The following is an 18,590-nucleotide window of genomic DNA, read 5'->3' as shown; positions in this document are numbered from 1 at the left end:
CGTGATAAACTGAGCAAATCTCTCACTTCAAGATTTCTCAGGACGATGAAAAAGAAACGCCCCGTACTTCAGGATGTCGCCGATCGCGTCGGTGTGACCAAAATGACGGTCAGCCGCTTTTTACGTAACCCGGAGCAGGTTTCCGTGGCGTTGCGTGGCAAGATTGCCGCCGCCCTTGATGAACTGGGCTATATCCCCAACCGCGCGCCCGATATTCTCTCCAATGCCACCAGCCGTGCGGTGGGCGTCCTGCTTCCTTCCTTAACCAACCAGGTTTTCGCCGAAGTGCTTCGCGGCATTGAAAGCGTCACCGATGCGTTCGGTTATCAGACCATGCTCGCCCACTACGGGTACAAGCCGGAGCTGGAAGAGGAACGTCTTGAATCCATGCTTTCCTGGAACATCGACGGCCTGATTTTAACGGAACGTACCCACACGCCGCGCACCCTGAAGATGATTGAAGTGGCCGGCATTCCGGTGGTGGAGCTGATGGACAGCCAGTCGCCCTGTCTCGACATTGCCGTGGGGTTCGATAACTTTGAAGCGGCGCGTCAGATGACGGCGGCGATCATCGCCCGCGGCCATCGCCATGTGGCCTATCTGGGTGCGCGTCTGGATGAACGTACTATCATCAAACAGAAGGGATACGAGCAGGCGATGCTCGACGCGAACTTAACCCCGTACAGCGTGATGGTGGAGCAATCCTCCTCCTATACATCGGGTATTGAGCTGATGCGTCAGGCGCGACGCGAGTATCCGCAACTGGACGGTATTTTCTGTACCAACGATGACCTTGCGGTCGGTGCCGCGTTTGAGTGCCAGCGTCTGGGTTTAAAAATCCCGGATGATATGGCGATTGCCGGCTTCCACGGCCACGACATTGGCCAGGTGATGGAGCCGCGTCTGGCGAGCGTCCTGACGCCGCGTGAACGCATGGGCCGCATTGGTGCAGAACGCCTGCTGGCGCGCATTCGTGGTGAGGCAGTTACCCCGAAAATGTTAGATTTAGGTTTCACCTTGTCACCGGGTGGATCTATTTAATTCGACAAATTTGAAGTAGCTCACACTTATTCACTTCGCGCACGTTTGGATATTGCTTCTCTTATGCCCCGGCAGGACAATGTTACCGATAACTGTTACCCGTAACAATTGACTGAGGGACACCCTTTGAGCACGACTAATCACGATCACCACGTTTACGTCCTGATGGGCGTGTCCGGTAGCGGTAAATCTGCCGTGGCGAGCGAAGTGGCGCATCAACTCCAGGCTGCGTTTCTTGATGGTGACTTCCTCCATCCGCGCAGCAACATCATGAAAATGGCTTCCGGCGAGCCGCTGAACGACGACGACCGCAAACCGTGGTTGCAGGCGCTGAATGACGCCGCGTTCGCGATGCAGCGCACCAATAAAGTCTCCCTGATCGTCTGTTCCGCGCTGAAAAAGACCTATCGCGACCTGCTGCGCGACGGCAACCCGAACCTCTCTTTCATCTACCTGAAAGGCGATTTCGGGGTGATTGAAAGCCGCCTGAAGGCGCGTAAAGGCCACTTCTTTAAGACCCAGATGCTGGTAACGCAGTTTGAGGCCTTACAGGAGCCGGGTGCTGACGAACCGGATGTCTTAGTGGTTGATATCGATCAGCCGCTGGAAGGTGTTGTTGCCAGCACCATCGAGGTTATTAATAAAAGGCAGTAAGTTTTGAGTACATTAACGCTAGTTTTGACAGCGGTGGGTTCCGTTTTGCTGCTGCTGTTTTTAGTAATGAAGGCGCGTATGCACGCCTTCGTTGCTTTGATGGTGGTTTCTATTGGTGCCGGCCTCTTTTCCGGCATGCCGCTCGACAAAATCGCGGCGACGATGGAAAAAGGGATGGGCGGCACGCTCGGCTTCCTGGCCATTGTGGTAGCGCTGGGCGCGATGTTTGGCAAGATTTTGCACGAAACGGGCGCGGTCGATCAGATTGCGGTCAAGATGCTGAAATCTTTCGGACACAGCCGTGCGCACTACGCGATTGGTCTGGCCGGTCTGATTTGCGCGCTGCCGCTGTTCTTTGAAGTGGCGGTTGTGCTGCTGATTAGCGTCGCGTTCTCCATGGCGCGCCATACCGGCACTAACCTCGTGAAGCTGGTCATTCCGCTGTTTGCGGGCGTGGCGGCAGCGGCGGCGTTTCTGTTGCCGGGGCCTGCGCCGATGCTGCTGGCCTCCCAGATGCACGCCGATTTTGGCTGGATGATCCTGATTGGCCTGTGTGCGGCGATCCCGGGGATGATTATCGCGGGTCCGCTGTGGGGCAACTTCATCAGCCGTTACGTTGAGCTGCACATTCCGGATGACATCACCGAGCCGCACCTGGGCGAGGGCAAAATGCCGTCCTTCGGGTTTAGTCTCTCTTTGATCCTTCTGCCGCTGGTGCTGGTTGGCCTGAAAACCATCGCCGCGCGTTTTGTGCCGGTGGGGTCAACCGCTTACGAATGGTTCGAGTTCATCGGTCATCCGTTCACTGCGATCCTGGTAGCGTGTCTGGTGGCGATTTACGGCCTTGCGATGCGTCAGGGCATGCCGAAAGACCGCGTGATGGAGATTTGCGGTGCCGCGCTGCAACCGGCGGGGATTATCCTGCTGGTGATCGGGGCGGGCGGCGTGTTCAAGCAGGTGCTGGTGGATTCCGGCGTTGGCCCGGCGCTGGGCGAAGCGCTGACCGGGATGGGGCTGCCGATTGCGGTAACCTGTTTCGTGCTGGCCGCGGCGGTGCGTATCATCCAGGGCTCCGCGACCGTAGCGTGCTTAACCGCCGTGGGTCTGGTGATGCCGGTGATTGAACAGCTGAACTACTCCGGTGCGCAGATGGCGGCGCTCTCTATCTGTATCGCGGGCGGCTCGATTGTGGTTTCTCACGTGAACGACGCGGGCTTCTGGCTGTTCGGTAAATTTACCGGCGCAACCGAAGCGCAAACCCTGAAAACCTGGACGCTGATGGAAACCATCCTCGGCACGACGGGCGCGATTGTCGGGATGATTGCGTTTACGCTCCTGAGCTGATCCCGGTTTTCTCCCTCTCCCCGTGGGAGAGGGGTGGGGTGAGGGCATCAGGCCACACCCTAAAATAAAATTTCGTTTTGCGAGCCACCTTCCAGAGCCTCTCTTGTCACCCCGCCCCCAACGCAGTATCTTCTTGCCGCGCCTGCAAAATCAGGCGTCAGGATTAGCCTCCTGAACTACCTCATCAGCGACACGAGTGTTATCGTGTCGTGCGCTTGGCTACACTCCAATGGTGGGCCAGGCGGGGGCGTCGCAAGACGCGCCGGTAGCTGATGAGGCCGGTAAGGCTAACCCTGTCTGGTTCCACCACCCGTGAGATTAGCCTCTCCAGTGGTGGATACACATTACTCATCAGAGGCTGTCTTATGACTACTACCCCAACTTTTCTCACACTTTATTTACTACCCCATTCGATCACACCACTGATTTCACCGAACTGGCAGATAATTGCTCGCGGTTTGTCGACGTGCTGGTTGAATGTGACGATCCAACCCAGAAGATGGCGCTGTGCGGACGGCTCTCAGCCTGCCTCGCACTGCTTCAGCCTACGCTGCTTGAACCTGTTCCGGAATATTTAAAAGCCAGCCTGACGGTGGATGACCTGCCGCTGGACGTGCCGGTCTTCGAACCGGAAGTGGATCAGTTAGGGCGATATTGCCAGCGGTTAACGCAAATGCTGTTAGCGCATTCGCTGTCAGAAAGCGATGAAAGAGTCGCAGGAGATTTGTTGCAGGATTTAGTGGGGTTTTACAGTGATACGCTGAAAGCGCCGCGCTGGTTGCTCACAAAGGAAGGCATCGTGCCGCTGTAAAAAAGCCGGGTGGCGCTTACGCTTACCCGGCCTACGGGACCAGAGTTTGTTGTAGGTCGGGTAAGGCGAAGCCGCCACCCGACAAAATAAGACCTCTGCGGCCTGATGCCCTCACCCCGGCCCTCTCCCACGGGAGAGGGGGCAAACACTAAAAACGGCAACCGAAGATTGCCGTTTTGCTTTTACCTACCCTTTCATCCACGCCCGGATCCCGTCCAGGAACATCTGCGTTGCCATCATCACCAGAATCAGCCCCATCAGGCGCTCCAGCGCGTTCACCCCTTTCTCACCCAGCAGGCGCAGGAACAGAGACGACTGCAACAGGATAATAAACGTCCCGCCCCAGGCGATCAGCAGGGCAATCACCAGATGGCTCATCTGGTTCGGATACTGATGTGACAGCAGCATCAGGGTGGCCAGAATGGTTGGCCCGGCGACGAGTGGAATCGCCAGCGGAACGATAAACGGCTCTTCGCCCGCGGGAAGGCCGCTGCTACTCCCTTCGGCGCTCGGGAAAATCATCTTAATGGCAATCAGGAACAGAATAATCCCGCCGGAAATGGAGACCGTTTCGGCGCGTAAGTTCAGGAAAGCAAGGATCTTTTCACCGGCGAACAGGAAGATAAACATCACCAGCAGGGCGATGAGCAGCTCCCGGATCATGATCGCCCTGCGGCGCTTCGGTTCGGTGTGCTTCAGCACCGACATGAAGATCGGCAGATTACCGAGCGGATCCATAATCAGGATCAATAAAACCGCTGCGGAAATGATTTCACTCATTTTAAATTATCCCTGATACTTATTGTGGTCATTGCGATGATTAGCACTTTTTCTGATAGCCGGACAATCATCGATTAATTTCGCTTGCGACTTTGGCAGCATTTTGTAATGTGAAGCATATCCCAGTTCAGTACTGGCTTGCACAATCAGCACACACCCCTTGCAGGAAAAAAATGCTATGAAAAACGTTGGTTTTATAGGCTGGCGCGGTATGGTCGGCTCTGTACTCATGCAACGCATGGTTGAAGAGCGCGATTTCGACGCTATCCGCCCGGTCTTCTTCTCCACTTCACAGCTCGGCCAGGCTGCGCCGTCCTTTGGAGGTGCCACAGGCACGTTGCAGGACGCTTACGATCTGGAGGCGCTGAAGGCGCTCGACATTATTGTGACCTGCCAGGGCGGCGATTATACCAACGAAATCTATCCGAAGCTGCGTGAAAGCGGCTGGCAGGGCTACTGGATTGACGCGGCCTCTTCGCTGCGTATGAAAGACGATGCCATCATCATTCTCGACCCGGTTAACCAGGACGTCATTACCGACGGGCTGAACAACGGCGTGAAAACCTTTGTCGGCGGTAACTGCACCGTCAGCCTGATGCTGATGTCCCTCGGCGGTCTGTTCGCGCAGGATCTGGTGGAGTGGGTCTCCGTGGCGACTTACCAGGCGGCGTCCGGCGGCGGTGCGCGCCATATGCGCGAGCTGCTGACCCAGATGGGCCAGCTGCACCAGAGCGTCGCGGCCGAGCTGGCAGACCCGGCGTCCGCGATCCTCGACATCGAGCGTAAAGTCACTCAGCTCACCCGCAGCGGCGAGCTGCCGGTGGATAACTTTGGCGTACCGCTGGCCGGTGGCCTGATCCCCTGGATCGACAAACAGCTGGATAACGGCCAGACCCGCGAAGAGTGGAAGGGCCAGGCTGAGACCAACAAAATCCTTGCGACCGCGAACACCATTCCGGTTGACGGTCTGTGCGTGCGTATCGGCGCGCTGCGCTGCCACAGCCAGGCCTTCACCATTAAACTGAAAAAAGATGTGTCTATTCCGACCGTGGAAGAGCTGCTGGCCGCGCACAACCCGTGGGCGAAAGTGGTGCCAAACGATCGCGATATCACCATGCGCGAACTGACCCCGGCAGCCGTTACCGGCACGCTGACCACCCCGGTTGGTCGTCTGCGCAAGCTGAACATGGGGCCGGAGTACCTCTCCGCGTTCACCGTTGGCGATCAGCTGCTGTGGGGTGCAGCCGAGCCGCTGCGCCGCATGCTGCGCCAGCTGGCGTAATAATTTGTTAAACACGGGGGGTGATTGTCACCCCCTTTTTTTGCGTACTACATGGAGTAAAACGCAGATGTCTTATTTTTTATCAGGAGGATCCACGACGTTGGCTATGCTTTAAGGAAGATTTATTTCTCACCTGAGGGTAGGGCGGAGCAGAGAGGATGAGCTGCACCGTTTAGGTCACATTAAAAGTCGTCCCGGAGCGCGTAAAAAGGGCGACATAAAAAAACAGGATGAATACCATGTCCGATCGTATTTCGAGAGACGTGATTAATGCGCTTATTGCGGGTCACTTTGCCGACCCCTTTTCTGTGCTAGGGATGCACCGTACAGAGGCCGGACTGGAAGTTCGGGCGCTGTTACCGGATGCAACAGAAGTGTGGGTTATCGAACCCAAAACCGGCCGCAAGGTGGGTAATCTGGAGTGCCTCGACTCGCGTGGCTTCTTCTCGGGCGTCATGCCCCGCCGTAAAAATCCTTTTCGTTATCAGCTTGCCGTTATCTGGCACGGTCAGCAAAACCTGATTGACGATCCCTATAGCTTCGGCCCGCTTTTAAAAGAGATGGACGCCTGGCTGCTTTCCGAAGGCACCCATTTACGTCCCTACGAAACGCTGGGTGCCCATGCGGATACCATGGACGGTATCACCGGCACGCGTTTCGCCGTATGGGCGCCAAACGCCCTGCGCGTCTCCGTCGTCGGGCAGTTCAACTACTGGGACGGTCGTCGACATCCCATGCGCCTGCGCCGGGAAACCGGCATCTGGGAGCTATTTATCCCCGGGGCGCACAACGGTCAGCTCTACAAATTCGAGATGATCGATGCCAACGGCAAGCTGCGTATCAAATCCGACCCGTATGCTTTTGAGGCCGAACTGCGTCCGAATACCGCCTCGCTGATTTGCGGCTTGCCGGAAAAGGTCGTCCAGAGCGAGGAGCGCAAGCAGGCCAACCGCTTTGATGCGCCAATCTCCGTCTATGAAGTGCATCTTGGCTCCTGGCGTCGCCACACCGATAACAACTTCTGGCTTAGCTACCGGGAACTTGCCGACCAGCTGGTACCGTACGCCAAATGGATGGGCTTTACCCATCTGGAGCTGCTGCCGATCAACGAACATCCGTTCGATGGAAGTTGGGGCTATCAGCCTACCGGGCTGTATGCGCCTACGCGCCGCTTCGGCACGCGCGATGACTTCCGCTATTTCATCGATGCCGCGCACGCCGCCGGGCTGAACGTGATCCTCGACTGGGTGCCGGGCCACTTCCCGTCGGACGATTTTGCGCTGGCAGAGTTCGACGGCACAAAGCTGTACGAGCACAGCGACCCGCGCGAAGGCTATCACCAGGACTGGAACACGCTGATCTACAACTACGGTCGCCGTGAAGTGTCGAACTACCTGGTCGGTAACGCGCTGTACTGGATCGAGCGTTTCGGCATTGATGCCCTGCGCGTGGATGCGGTGGCGTCGATGATTTACCGCGACTACAGCCGCAAAGAGGGCGAGTGGATCCCGAACGAGTATGGCGGCCGTGAAAACCTGGAAGCAATAGAGTTCCTGCGCAACACCAACCGCATTCTTGGCGAACAGGTGGAAGGGGCCGTGACAATGGCGGAGGAGTCCACCGACTTCCCGGGCGTTTCCCGTCCACCGTCAATGGGCGGTCTGGGCTTCTGGTACAAGTGGAACCTCGGCTGGATGCACGACACGCTCGACTACATGAAGCTCGACCCGGTTTATCGTCAGTATCACCACGACAAGCTCACCTTCGGGCTGCTTTACAACTACACCGAAAACTTCATGCTGCCGCTGTCGCACGATGAAGTGGTGCACGGCAAAAAATCCATCCTCGACCGCATGCCGGGCGACCCGTGGCAGAAGTTCGCTAATCTGCGCGCCTACTACGGCTGGATGTTCGCTTTTCCGGGCAAAAAACTGCTGTTTATGGGCAATGAGTTTGCCCAGGGGCGCGAATGGAACCACGATACCAGCCTTGACTGGCATCTGCTGGAAGGCGCGGACAACTGGCACCACGGCGTGCAGCGTCTGGTCCGCGATCTGAACCTGACCTATCGCCATCACAAAGCGCTGCACGAGCTGGACTTCGATCCGTATGGCTTTGAGTGGCTGGTGGTAGACGACCACGAGCGTTCGGTGTTCGTCTTTGTACGCCGCGACAAAGCGGGTAACGAGATCATCGTTGCCAGCAACTTTACCCCGGTGCCGCGCGAACATTATCGATTCGGCATTAACCAGCCGGGCAAATGGCGCGAAATTCTCAATACCGACTCCATGCACTACCACGGCAGTAACGCCGGTAACGGTGGACTGGTGCAGAGCGACACCCTCGAAAGCCACGGTCGGCCGAACTCCCTGAGCCTGACGTTACCGCCGCTGAGCACAATCTGGCTGGTGCGGGAGGGAGAATGACGCAGCTTACGGCAGGTAAACCCGAACCGCTCGGGGCGAGTTTTGACGGGAAGGGGGTGAACTTCACGCTCTTTTCTGCCCACGCGGAGCGGGTGGAACTCTGCGTGTTTGACGGAGAAGGTAACGAGCACCGTTACGATTTACCGACACGTACGGGGGATACCTGGCACGGTTACCTGGCTGGAGGACGGCCGGGGATGCACTACGGTTTTCGCGTTCACGGCCCCTGGGAGCCTGCTCAGGGGCACTGGTTCAACCCGGCGAAGCTGCTGATTGACCCGTGCGCGCACCGCGTCGACGGCGAGTTTAAGGACGACCCGCTGTTCCACGTTGGCTATGGCGAGCCTGACCACCGCGACAGCGCGTCCGTCGCGCCCAAAAGCGTGGTGGTGCACGATCTCTACGACTGGGAAGACGATGCCCCGCCGCAGACGCCGTGGGGCAATACCGTGATTTATGAAGCCCACGTCAAAGGGTTGACGTATCTGCACCCGTCGATTCCCAAAGCGATGCGCGGCACCTATCAGGCGCTCGGCCATCCGACGATGATTGCCTACCTGAAACACCTCGGCATCACTGCGCTGGAGCTACTCCCCGTCGCCCATTTCGCCAGCGAACCGCGTCTCCAGCGTCTGGGATTAAGCAACTACTGGGGCTACAACCCGCTGGCAATGTTCGCGCTCGACCCGCGCTACGCGGTACATCCTGAGAAGGCGCGGGATGAGTTTCGCGATGCGGTGAAGGCGCTTCACGCGGCGGGCATTGAGGTCATTCTGGACGTGGTGTTGAACCACAGTGCGGAAAGCGATCTTGACGGCCCGACGCTCTCACAGCGCGGAATCGATAACCGTAGCTATTATTGGATCAGGGACGACGGCGATTACGAGAACTGGACCGGGTGCGGTAACACCCTCAACCTCAGTCATCCGGCCGTTACGCATTACGCGTACGAGTGCCTGAAATACTGGGTTGAGACGTTCCACGTGGACGGTTTTCGCTTCGACCTGGCGCCGGTGATGGGGCGTACCCCGGCGTTCAGCCAGCAGGCGCCATTGTTTGAGGCGATAAAAAACTGCCCCGTTCTTTCCCGGGTGAAGCTCATCGCGGAGCCATGGGACATCGGAGAGGGCGGTTATCAGGTGGGGAACTTCCCGCCGCTGTTTGCCGAGTGGAACGACCACTACCGCGATGCTATTCGCCGCTTCTGGATGACGCGCGACCTGTCGTTAGGGGAGTTTGCCGGACGCTTTGCCGGCTCCAGCGATCTCTTTAAGCGCGACGGAAAACGGCCGTCGGCCAGCATTAACCTGGTGACGGCGCACGATGGTTTTACGCTGCGCGACTGCGTTTGTTTCAATCAGAAACACAATGAGGCAAACGGCGAAGAGAATCGCGATGGGACTAACAATAACCATAGCTTTAACCATGGTATAGAAGGGTTAGGCGGAAGTCTGGATGTGATCGAGCGGCGACGCGCCAGCGTTCATGCGCTGCTGACGACGCTTTTGTTGTCGCAGGGTACGCCGATGCTGCTGGCGGGTGACGAACACGGCCATAGCCAGCACGGCAACAACAACGCCTATTGCCAGGACAACGCCCTGACCTGGCTCGACTGGGGAGAAGCGAACAGCGGGTTAACCCATTTCACCGCGGCGCTGATCCACCTTCGCCAGCAGATCCCCGCGCTCACCGCCGACCGCTGGTGGGAGGAAGGCGACGGCAACGTTCGCTGGCTGAATCAAGACGCGCAACCGTTAAGCGCGCAAGAGTGGCAACACGGCGTACCCCGTCTGCAAATCCTGCTGTCGGATAAGTGGCTGGTTACGCTGAACGCGACGGATGACGTCGCAGAGATAGTTTTACCTGACGGGGAGTGGCGAGCTGTTCCCCCCTTTGCCGGAGCGGATAATCCGGTAGTAATGGCTGTCTGGCACGGGCCTGCGCACGGAGTGTGCGTATTCCAAAGATGATAAAAAAGGAGTTAGTCATGGTTAGATTAGAGAAGAACGATCCGTTAATGTTGGCGCGCCAGCTACCATTAAAAACAGTTGCCCTGATCCTCGCGGGCGGGCGTGGTACCCGTCTGAAAGATTTGACCATCAAGCGCGCCAAACCGGCCGTTCACTTTGGTGGTAAGTTCCGCATCATCGACTTTGCGCTTTCCAACTGCCTGAACTCAGGCATTCGCCGCATTGGCGTCATTACCCAGTATCAGTCGCACACGCTGGTGCAACACATTCAGCGCGGCTGGTCATTCTTCAGTGAAGAGATGAACGAGTTTGTCGATCTGCTTCCGGCGCAGCAGCGCGTTCACGGGGAGAACTGGTATCGCGGCACGGCGGATGCCGTGACCCAGAACCTCGACATCATTCGCCGCTACAACGCGGAATACATTGTTATCCTCGCCGGGGACCACATCTACAAGCAAGATTACTCCCACATGCTGATCGACCACGTCGAAAAAGGGGCGCGCTGCACCGTGGCGTGTTTGCCGGTGCCCGTTGCGGAAGCAACCGCGTTTGGCGTGATGCATGTAGATGGCGACGACAAGATTATCGACTTCGTCGAAAAGCCGGCGAACCCGCCAACCATGCCGGGCGACGACACCAAATCGCTCGCCAGCATGGGGATCTATGTCTTTGATGCCGATTATCTTTATGCGTTGCTGGAAGAGGACGACAAAGACGAAAACTCCAGCCATGACTTCGGTAAAGACATCATCCCGAAAATTACCAAAGCTGGCATGGCGTATGCACATCCTTTCCCGCTGTCCTGCGTGCAGTCCGACCCGAATGCGGAACCTTACTGGCGCGATGTGGGAACCCTGGAAGCGTACTGGAAAGCCAACCTCGATCTGGCGTCCGTCACGCCTGAACTGGATATGTACGACCAGAACTGGCCGATTCGTACCCACATGGAGTCCCTGCCGCCGGCCAAATTCGTTCAGGATCGCTCCGGTAGCCACGGCATGACGCTGAACTCGCTGGTCTCCGGCGGGTGCATTATCTCCGGTTCGGTGGTGGTGCAGTCCGTGCTGTTCCCACGCGTGCGTATAAACTCATTCTGTAATATCGATTCGGCAGTTCTGCTGCCGGACGTCTGGGTAGGGCGCTCATGTCGCCTGCGTCGCTGTGTTATAGACCGCGCCTGCGTCATTCCTGAAGGGATGGTGATTGGGGAAAACGCGGAAGAAGATGCGCGTCGTTTCTACCGTTCGGAAGAGGGGATCGTGTTAGTAACACGGGAAATGTTGCGGAAGCTGCAAATCAAACAGGAGCGATGATGCAGGTTTTACACGTATGTTCTGAGATGTTCCCGTTGTTAAAAACGGGCGGACTGGCGGATGTTCTTGGTGCATTACCGGCGGCGCAAATTGCCGGAGGGGTGGATACCCGCGTGTTGTTACCCGCTTTTCCGGATATCCGGCGTGGTATCCCCGATGCAAAGGTTGTTACCCGCCGCGAGACCTTCGCGGGACGTATCACCCTGCTGTTTGGACATTACAATGGCGTAGGGATTTACCTGATTGATGCGCCGCATTTATACGACCGACCCGGCAGCCCGTATCACGATACTAACCTGTATGCCTATACCGATAACGTGCTGCGCTTTGCTCTGCTCGGCTGGGTGGGGGCGGAGATGGCCGTCGGGCTGGATCCGTTCTGGCGTCCGAACGTGGTGCACGCGCACGACTGGCATGCTGGCCTGGCACCTGCGTATCTCGCGGCGAAGGGGCACCCGGCCAAATCGGTGTTTACGGTGCACAACCTGGCGTATCAGGGCATGTATTATGCTCATCATATGAATGACATCGATCTGCCATGGTCATTCTTTAACATGCATGGACTGGAGTTTAACGGACAGATTTCGTTCCTGAAGGCCGGTCTGTACTACGCCGATCACATCACGGCGGTCAGCCCAACTTACGCGCGGGAAATTACGCAGCCGGAGTTCGGTTACGGTATGGAAGGGCTGCTGCAACAGCGACATCGTGAAGGTCGCCTGTCGGGCATTCTGAACGGCGTGGACGAACAGATCTGGAATCCGGAAACGGACCTCCTGCTGGCGGCGCGCTATGGTCGCGACTCCGTGGAGGATAAAGCGGAAAACAAGCGCCAGCTACAGATTGCGATGGGGCTGAAGGTCAACGACAAGGTACCGCTGTTTGCGGTGGTTAGCCGCCTGACCAGCCAGAAAGGGCTGGATCTGGTGCTGGAAGCGCTGCCAGGGTTACTTGAGCAGGGCGGCCAGCTGGCGCTGCTCGGCGCGGGCGACCCGGTATTGCAGGAAGGTTTCCTCGCGGCCGCGGCGGAACATCCGGGGCAGGTGGGCGTGCAGATCGGTTATCACGAAGCGTTTTCCCACCGTATCATGGGCGGCGCGGACGTGATTCTGGTGCCGAGCCGTTTCGAGCCCTGCGGCCTGACGCAGCTCTATGGTCTGAAATACGGCACGCTGCCGCTGGTACGCCGCACGGGGGGGCTGGCGGATACGGTGTCTGACAGCTCCCTGGAAAACCTGGCGGACGGTATCGCCAGCGGGTTTGTTTTTGAGGACAGTAATGCCTGGTCGCTGCTTAGGGCGATCCGGCGTGCTTTCGTCTTGTGGTCCCGTCCATCCCTGTGGCGTTACGTACAACGTCAGGCGATGTCTATGGACTTTGGCTGGCACGTTGCGGCGCAGTCCTACCGCGACCTTTATCAACGCTTGATGTAACGAGGCGAAGTGACTGATATGAATGCTCCATTTAGCTACTCTTCCCCCACGCTCAGCGTTGAGGCGTTAAAGCACTCCATCGCCTATAAGCTGATGTTTACCATTGGGAAAGATCCCGTTATTGCCAACAAACATGAGTGGCTGAACGCCACGCTGTTTGCGGTGCGTGACCGTATGGTCGAACGCTGGCTACGCTCCAACCGCGCCCAGCTTTCGCAGGAGACGCGACAGGTCTATTACCTGTCGATGGAGTTTCTGATTGGTCGCACCCTCTCCAATGCGCTGTTATCGCTCGGGATTTATGACGACGTCAAAAACGCACTGGAAGAGATGGGGCTGGATTTAGAAGAGCTGATTGACGAAGAGAACGACCCGGGGCTGGGTAACGGTGGTCTCGGTCGACTTGCCGCCTGTTTCCTCGATTCACTGGCGACGCTGGGGCTACCGGGGCGCGGGTACGGTATTCGCTACGACTACGGCATGTTCAAGCAGAACATTGTGGATGGCCGTCAGAAAGAGTCTCCGGACTACTGGCTGGAGTACGGTAACCCGTGGGAGTTCAAGCGCCACAATACGCGCTACAAGGTGCGTTTTGGCGGGCGTATTCAGCAGGAAGGGAAAAAATCACGCTGGGTGGAAACCGAAGAGATCCTGGCCGTGGCCTATGACCAGATTATACCCGGCTACGATACCGATGCAACCAATACGCTGCGCCTGTGGAATGCGCAGGCCAGTAGCGAGATCAATCTGGGTAAATTCAATCAGGGCGACTACTTCGCAGCGGTGGAAGATAAAAACCACTCAGAGAATGTGTCACGCGTTTTGTATCCGGATGACTCGACCTACTCAGGACGCGAGCTGCGCCTGCGTCAGGAGTATTTCCTCGTCTCGGCAACGATTCAGGATATCCTCAGCCGTCATTATCAGCTGCACAAAACCTATGCGAATCTGGCGGATAAAACCGCCATTCACCTCAACGACACGCATCCGGTGCTCTCCATTCCTGAGCTGATGCGCCTGTTGATTGATGAGCATAAGTTCAGCTGGGATGACGCGTTTGAAGTAACCTGCCAGGTGTTCTCGTACACCAACCATACGTTGATGAGTGAAGCGCTGGAGACGTGGCCGGTGGATATGCTCGGCAAAATTCTGCCGCGTCACCTTCAAATCATCTTCGAGATCAACGACTACTTCCTCAAGACCTTGCAGGAGCAGTACCCGAACGATACCGGCCTGCTGAGTCGCGCCTCGATCATTGATGAATCCAATGGTCGCCGCGTACGCATGGCCTGGCTGGCGGTGGTGATCAGCCACAAGGTGAACGGCGTTTCAGAGCTGCATTCGAACCTGATGGTGCAGTCGCTGTTTGCGGACTTCGCGAAGATCTTCCCAACGCGCTTCTGCAACGTGACCAACGGCGTCACTCCGCGCCGCTGGCTGGCGTTGGCGAACCAACCGCTCTCCGATGTGCTGGATGAGAACATTGGTCGTACCTGGCGCACCGATTTAAGCCAGCTGAGCGAGCTTGAGCAGCACATTGATTTTCCGATGGTGAAAAAAGCCGTGCGGGAAGCCAAGCTGCTGAACAAGAAACGTCTGTCGGTCTGGCTGGCTCTGCATCTGAACGTGGTGGCGAACCCAAAAGCGCTGTTCGACGTGCAGATCAAACGTATCCACGAGTACAAGCGTCAGCTGATGAACGTCCTGCACGTTATCACCCACTATAACCGTATCAAGGCTGACCCGACGGCAGAGTGGGTGCCGCGCGTGAAAATCTTTGCCGGTAAGGCGGCATCTGCGTACTACATGGCGAAGCATATCATTCATCTCATCAACGATGTGGCGAAGGTGGTGAACCACGATCCGGACATTGGCGATAAGCTGAAGGTGGTGTTTATCCCGAACTACAGCGTAAGCCTGGCGCAGCTGATTATTCCGGCGGCGGATCTCTCTGAGCAGATTTCCACGGCCGGGACGGAAGCATCCGGCACCAGCAACATGAAGTTTGCCCTGAACGGCGCGCTGACTATCGGCACGCTGGACGGCGCAAATGTCGAAATGCTGGAGCATGTGGGCGCGGAAAATATCTTTATCTTCGGGAATACGGCGGAAGAGGTGGAGGCGCTGCGCAAGCAGGGCTACTCGCCGCGTGAGTATTATGAAGAGGACGAAGAGTTACGCCAGGTGCTGACGCAAATCGCCACGGGGGTGTTTAACCCTGAGGAGCCTGGCCGCTACCGCGATCTGGTGGACTCGCTGATTAACTTTGGCGATCACTATCAGGTGCTGGCGGATTACCGCAGCTACGTGGATTGCCAGGATAAGGTGGACGAACTGTACCGTCAGCAGGAGAAGTGGACCAGCGCCGCGATGCATAACATCGCCAACATGGGTTACTTCTCGTCGGACAGGACCATCAAGGAATATGCCGAGACGATCTGGCATATTGATCCGGTGCGGTTATAAAAACAAAGCCGGGTGGCGGCTTCGCCTTACCGGGCCTACTCGATCCCGTAGGCCCGGTAAGCGTAGCGCCACCGGGCTTTTTTACATCAAGACGCCAGTGAAAGCTCACGCTTTCCCGCATGCTGCTGCAACCACTGCGCCACGCGGGACTGCTGCTCGGCATTCAGCCACATTCCTTCTTTAGTACGACGCCAGATAGCATCGTCCAGACGACGCACCCACTCGTGTTCCACCAGGTAGCGCAGCTCCGCTTCGTACAGCTCATGGCCAAAGTGTTCGCCCAGATCGGCAATCTCTTTCGCGTCGCCGAGGAACAGTTCGGTGTTGCTGCCGTAGGTGCGGGCATAGTGGCGCGCCATCCCTTCAGTAATGAACGGGAAGCGGCGGCGTAGCTTCGCGGCGTAATCGTCGCGATTACCGCCGATATCACCGCCAGGCAGTACCGCCTCTTTGGTCCACGCCGGTCCGATGCCTTTGTAATACGGCGACAGTTTCTCCAGCGCGTGCTCCGCCAGTTTACGGTAGGTGGTGAGCTTACCGCCAAATACCGACAGCAGCGGCGCCTGACCGTCCACGTCGTGAATATCGAGCGTATAGTCGCGGGTGATCGCCTGCGGTGAATCAGACTCGTCATCACACAGTGGACGCACGCCGGAGTAGGTCCAGACCACGTCATCGCGTGACAGCTGTTTCTTGAAGTGCGCGTTATACACTTTCAGCAGGTAGCTGACTTCACTCTCGTCGATCTCGACGTTTTTCGGATCGCCTTTGTACTCCACGTCGGTGGTGCCGATGATCGAGAATTCATCCATCCACGGGATCACAAACACGATGCGCTTGTCTTCGTTTTGCAGGATATAAGCCTGCTTCTGGGTGTGCACACGCGGCACCACAATATGGCTGCCCTTGATCAGGCGGATGCCGTACGGTGAAGGCAGGTGCATGCCGTCGTCGAAGAACTGCTTCACCCACGGGCCGGTGGCGTTCACCAGTCCGCGCGCTTTCCAGCTAAACTTCTCGCCGGTATCCACGTCTTCCGCTTCCACAATCCACAGGCCGTTTTCACGACGCGCGGCAGTCGCACGGGTACGGGTTTTCACCTCGCCGCCTTTCTTCTCGACCATCTGCGCATTCGCCAGCACCAGACGTGCATCGTCCACCCAGCAGTCGGAATATTCGAAACCGCGCACGATTTCAGGCTTCAGGACCGATTCTGAGCCAAAACGCAAACCGTTCGAACCCGGCAGGCTGGTGCGTTTACCCAGATGATCGTACATAAAGAGGCCAATGCGGATCATCCACGCCGGACGCAGGTGTGGACGATGGGGCAGACGGAAGCGCATCGGGATGGCCAGGTGCGGCGCCATGTTCAGCAGCACTTCGCGTTCGGCCAGCGCTTCGCTGACCAGGCGGAATTCGTAGTGTTCCAGGTAGCGCAGGCCACCGTGGATCAGCTTGGAGCTGGCGGACGACGTCGCGCAGGCGAGATCGTTAGCTTCCAGCATCAGCACGGATAAACCGCGTCCTGCGGCATCAACCGCAATACCGGCACCGTTGATGCCACCGCCTATCACAATCAGATCTTTGGTTTCCATAACACCCTCATGCACTTTCGTTAAAGCTCAAAAATGTTCGATATCGCTCATAATAGCAAAGGAACGCGCTTTTGGTAACATCAAAAAAACAATTTAGAGTGATATGGATAACATAATGGCGTTTACCCGCCGCCAGGACGTACACTACGGGGTAAAATAGTGCGACTAACTTTTCTCCCTCTCCCTGTGGGAGAGGGCTGGGGTGAGGACATCAGAGCGCACCCAACATGAACAACAGAAAGAGAACACCATGGATCAGTTTGAATGTATTAACGTAGAAGAAGCCCATCAGAAGATGCACCAGGGAACGGCGGTGCTGGTGGATATCCGCGATCCGCAGAGCTTTGCGATGGGCCACACGCCGGGCGCGTTTCATCTCACTAATGACACGCTGGGCGCGTTTATGCGCGATAACGACTTCGATACGCCGGTGATGGTGATGTGTTATCACGGCAATAGCAGTAAAGGTGCGGCGCAGTACCTGATTCAGCAAGGCTACGATGCGGTGTACAGCGTCGACGGCGGCTTCGATGCCTGGCATCGTCATTTCCCGGCAGAAGTGGAATACGCGTTTGAACGCTAATCCCGCTATACTGTTCCCTTTTGTGTGGAAATAAGCGACCGCTGCCCATGTTGATGATCACCTCTTTTACCAATCCGCGCGTCGCCCAGGCGTTTGTCGACTATATGGCAACGCAGGGCGTTATTCTGACCATTCAGCAACATACGCAGACCGATGTCTGGCTGGCCGATGAGAGCCAGGCCGGGCGGGTAAACGAGGAGCTGGCGCGGTTCCTTGAGAACCCTGGCGACCCGCGCTATCTAGCGGCAAGCTGGCAATCCGGACAGACGGGCAGCGGATTGCATTACAGTCGTTTCCCTTTTCTTGCCACCATTCGCGAGCGCGCAGGGCCGTTTACGCTGCTGCTGATGGCCGCCTGCATTATCGTCTTCATTATCATGAACGTGGTGGGCGACCAGAGCGTGATGATCGCGCTGGCGTGGCCGTACGACCCTTCTCTGGAGTTTGACGTCTGGCGCTACTTCACCCACGCGCTGATGCACTTCTCGGTGATGCATATTCTCTTCAACCTGCTGTGGTGGTGGTATCTCGGCGGTATCGTTGAGAAGCGACTTGGCAGCGGTAAGCTGATCGTGATCGCCGTGATTAGCGCCCTGTTGAGCGGCTACGTGCAGCATAAATTCAGCGGCCCGTGGTTCGGCGGGCTGTCGGGCGTTGTTTACGCTCTGATGGGCTACGTCTGGCTTCGCGGGGAGCGCGACCCGGAAAGCGGCATCTATTTACAACGCGGTTTAATAGCCTTTGCGTTAATATGGCTAATTGCCGGATGGTTTGATCTGTTTGGTATGTCTATCGCCAATGGTGCGCACGTCACTGGCCTGGCGGTCGGGCTGGCAATGGCGCTTGCCGACACGCTCCATGCGCGAAAACGAACATAATTCTCAGGGATAAT

14 protein-coding genes are annotated in these 18,590 nt (G+C 57.2%); 12 read left to right on the top strand and 2 right to left on the bottom strand.

The window, feature by feature from the left end; genetic code table 11:
- The first annotated feature begins 45 nt into the window (after positions 1 to 45).
- The 4 genes from gntR to G6Q29_RS18420 all read left to right on the top strand — a co-directional run bounded on the left by gntR (position 46) and on the right by G6Q29_RS18420 (position 3,850).
- Positions 46 to 1,041 (top strand): gluconate operon transcriptional repressor GntR, encoded by a 996-nt coding sequence (gntR, locus tag G6Q29_RS18440; RefSeq protein ID WP_165466562.1) that lies wholly within the window; start codon positions 46 to 48, stop codon positions 1,039 to 1,041.
- A 126-nt stretch (positions 1,042 to 1,167) separates the two neighbouring features.
- Entirely contained in the window at positions 1,168 to 1,695 is a 528-nt protein-coding gene (gene gntK, locus G6Q29_RS18435) for a gluconokinase (RefSeq protein WP_165466561.1), read from the top strand.
- A gap of 3 nt (positions 1,696 to 1,698) precedes the next feature.
- Positions 1,699 to 3,039, top strand: a complete 1,341-nt coding sequence (gene gntU, locus G6Q29_RS18430) for a gluconate transporter (protein WP_014833577.1) — start codon at positions 1,699 to 1,701, stop codon at positions 3,037 to 3,039.
- A gap of 358 nt (positions 3,040 to 3,397) precedes the next feature.
- Positions 3,398 to 3,850, top strand: a complete 453-nt coding sequence (locus G6Q29_RS18420) for a hypothetical protein (RefSeq protein ID WP_165466622.1) — start codon at positions 3,398 to 3,400, stop codon at positions 3,848 to 3,850.
- 186 nt (positions 3,851 to 4,036) lie between these two features.
- Here G6Q29_RS18420 and yhgN read toward each other — a convergent pair whose 3' ends face one another.
- Positions 4,037 to 4,630: an NAAT family transporter YhgN gene (gene yhgN, locus G6Q29_RS18415; protein ID WP_003861574.1), complete on the bottom strand. Its 594-nt coding sequence runs from the start codon at positions 4,628 to 4,630 to the stop codon at positions 4,037 to 4,039.
- 178 nt (positions 4,631 to 4,808) lie between these two features.
- On the opposite strand from yhgN, the gene asd reads away from it, so the two are divergent.
- The 6 genes from asd (at position 4,809) to glgP (ending at position 15,520) form a co-directional block, all read left to right on the top strand.
- Positions 4,809 to 5,912 carry an aspartate-semialdehyde dehydrogenase gene (gene asd / locus G6Q29_RS18410; protein WP_165466560.1) on the top strand — a complete coding sequence of 368 codons (1,104 nt, stop codon included), beginning with the start codon at positions 4,809 to 4,811 and terminating at the stop codon, positions 5,910 to 5,912.
- Positions 5,913 to 6,151: 239 nt separating this feature from the next.
- Positions 6,152 to 8,338, top strand: a complete 2,187-nt coding sequence (gene glgB, locus G6Q29_RS18405) for a 1,4-alpha-glucan branching enzyme (RefSeq protein WP_165466559.1) — start codon at positions 6,152 to 6,154, stop codon at positions 8,336 to 8,338.
- Positions 8,335 to 10,308: a glycogen debranching protein GlgX gene (gene glgX / locus G6Q29_RS18400; protein WP_165466558.1), complete on the top strand. Its 1,974-nt coding sequence runs from the start codon at positions 8,335 to 8,337 to the stop codon at positions 10,306 to 10,308. The genes glgB and glgX overlap by 4 nt, the downstream gene beginning before the upstream one ends.
- A 17-nt stretch (positions 10,309 to 10,325) precedes the next feature.
- A complete protein-coding gene (glgC, locus tag G6Q29_RS18395) occupies positions 10,326 to 11,621 on the top strand; it encodes a glucose-1-phosphate adenylyltransferase (protein ID WP_165466557.1) in 1,296 nt (431 codons plus the stop codon).
- Entirely contained in the window at positions 11,621 to 13,054 is a 1,434-nt protein-coding gene (glgA, locus tag G6Q29_RS18390) for a glycogen synthase GlgA (RefSeq protein ID WP_022649646.1), read from the top strand. Before glgC ends, glgA begins: the two co-directional genes overlap by 1 nt.
- 18 nt (positions 13,055 to 13,072) lie before the next feature.
- A complete protein-coding gene (gene glgP, locus G6Q29_RS18385) occupies positions 13,073 to 15,520 on the top strand; it encodes a glycogen phosphorylase (RefSeq protein ID WP_165466556.1) in 2,448 nt (815 codons plus the stop codon).
- Positions 15,521 to 15,606: 86 nt separating this feature from the next.
- On the opposite strand, the gene glpD is transcribed toward glgP, so the two are convergent.
- Complete coding sequence (gene glpD / locus G6Q29_RS18380; RefSeq protein ID WP_165466555.1) at positions 15,607 to 17,115, bottom strand: glycerol-3-phosphate dehydrogenase; 1,509 nt, start codon at positions 17,113 to 17,115, stop codon at positions 15,607 to 15,609.
- Between the two features lie 250 nt (positions 17,116 to 17,365).
- Here glpD and glpE point away from each other — a divergent pair, with 250 nt between their 5' ends.
- Positions 17,366 to 17,698 (top strand): thiosulfate sulfurtransferase GlpE, encoded by a 333-nt coding sequence (glpE, locus tag G6Q29_RS18375; RefSeq protein WP_014833569.1) that lies wholly within the window; start codon positions 17,366 to 17,368, stop codon positions 17,696 to 17,698.
- A gap of 47 nt (positions 17,699 to 17,745) precedes the next feature.
- Positions 17,746 to 18,576, top strand: a complete 831-nt coding sequence (glpG, locus tag G6Q29_RS18370) for a rhomboid family intramembrane serine protease GlpG (protein WP_165466554.1) — start codon at positions 17,746 to 17,748, stop codon at positions 18,574 to 18,576.
- The last annotated feature ends 14 nt before the right edge of the window (positions 18,577 to 18,590 follow it).

The sequence above is a fragment of the Enterobacter cloacae genome (assembly GCF_011078175.1).
Classification (GTDB): Bacteria; Pseudomonadota; Gammaproteobacteria; order Enterobacterales; family Enterobacteriaceae; genus Enterobacter; species Enterobacter cloacae_Q.
This window is presented reverse-complemented; position numbering and strand designations above follow the sequence as displayed.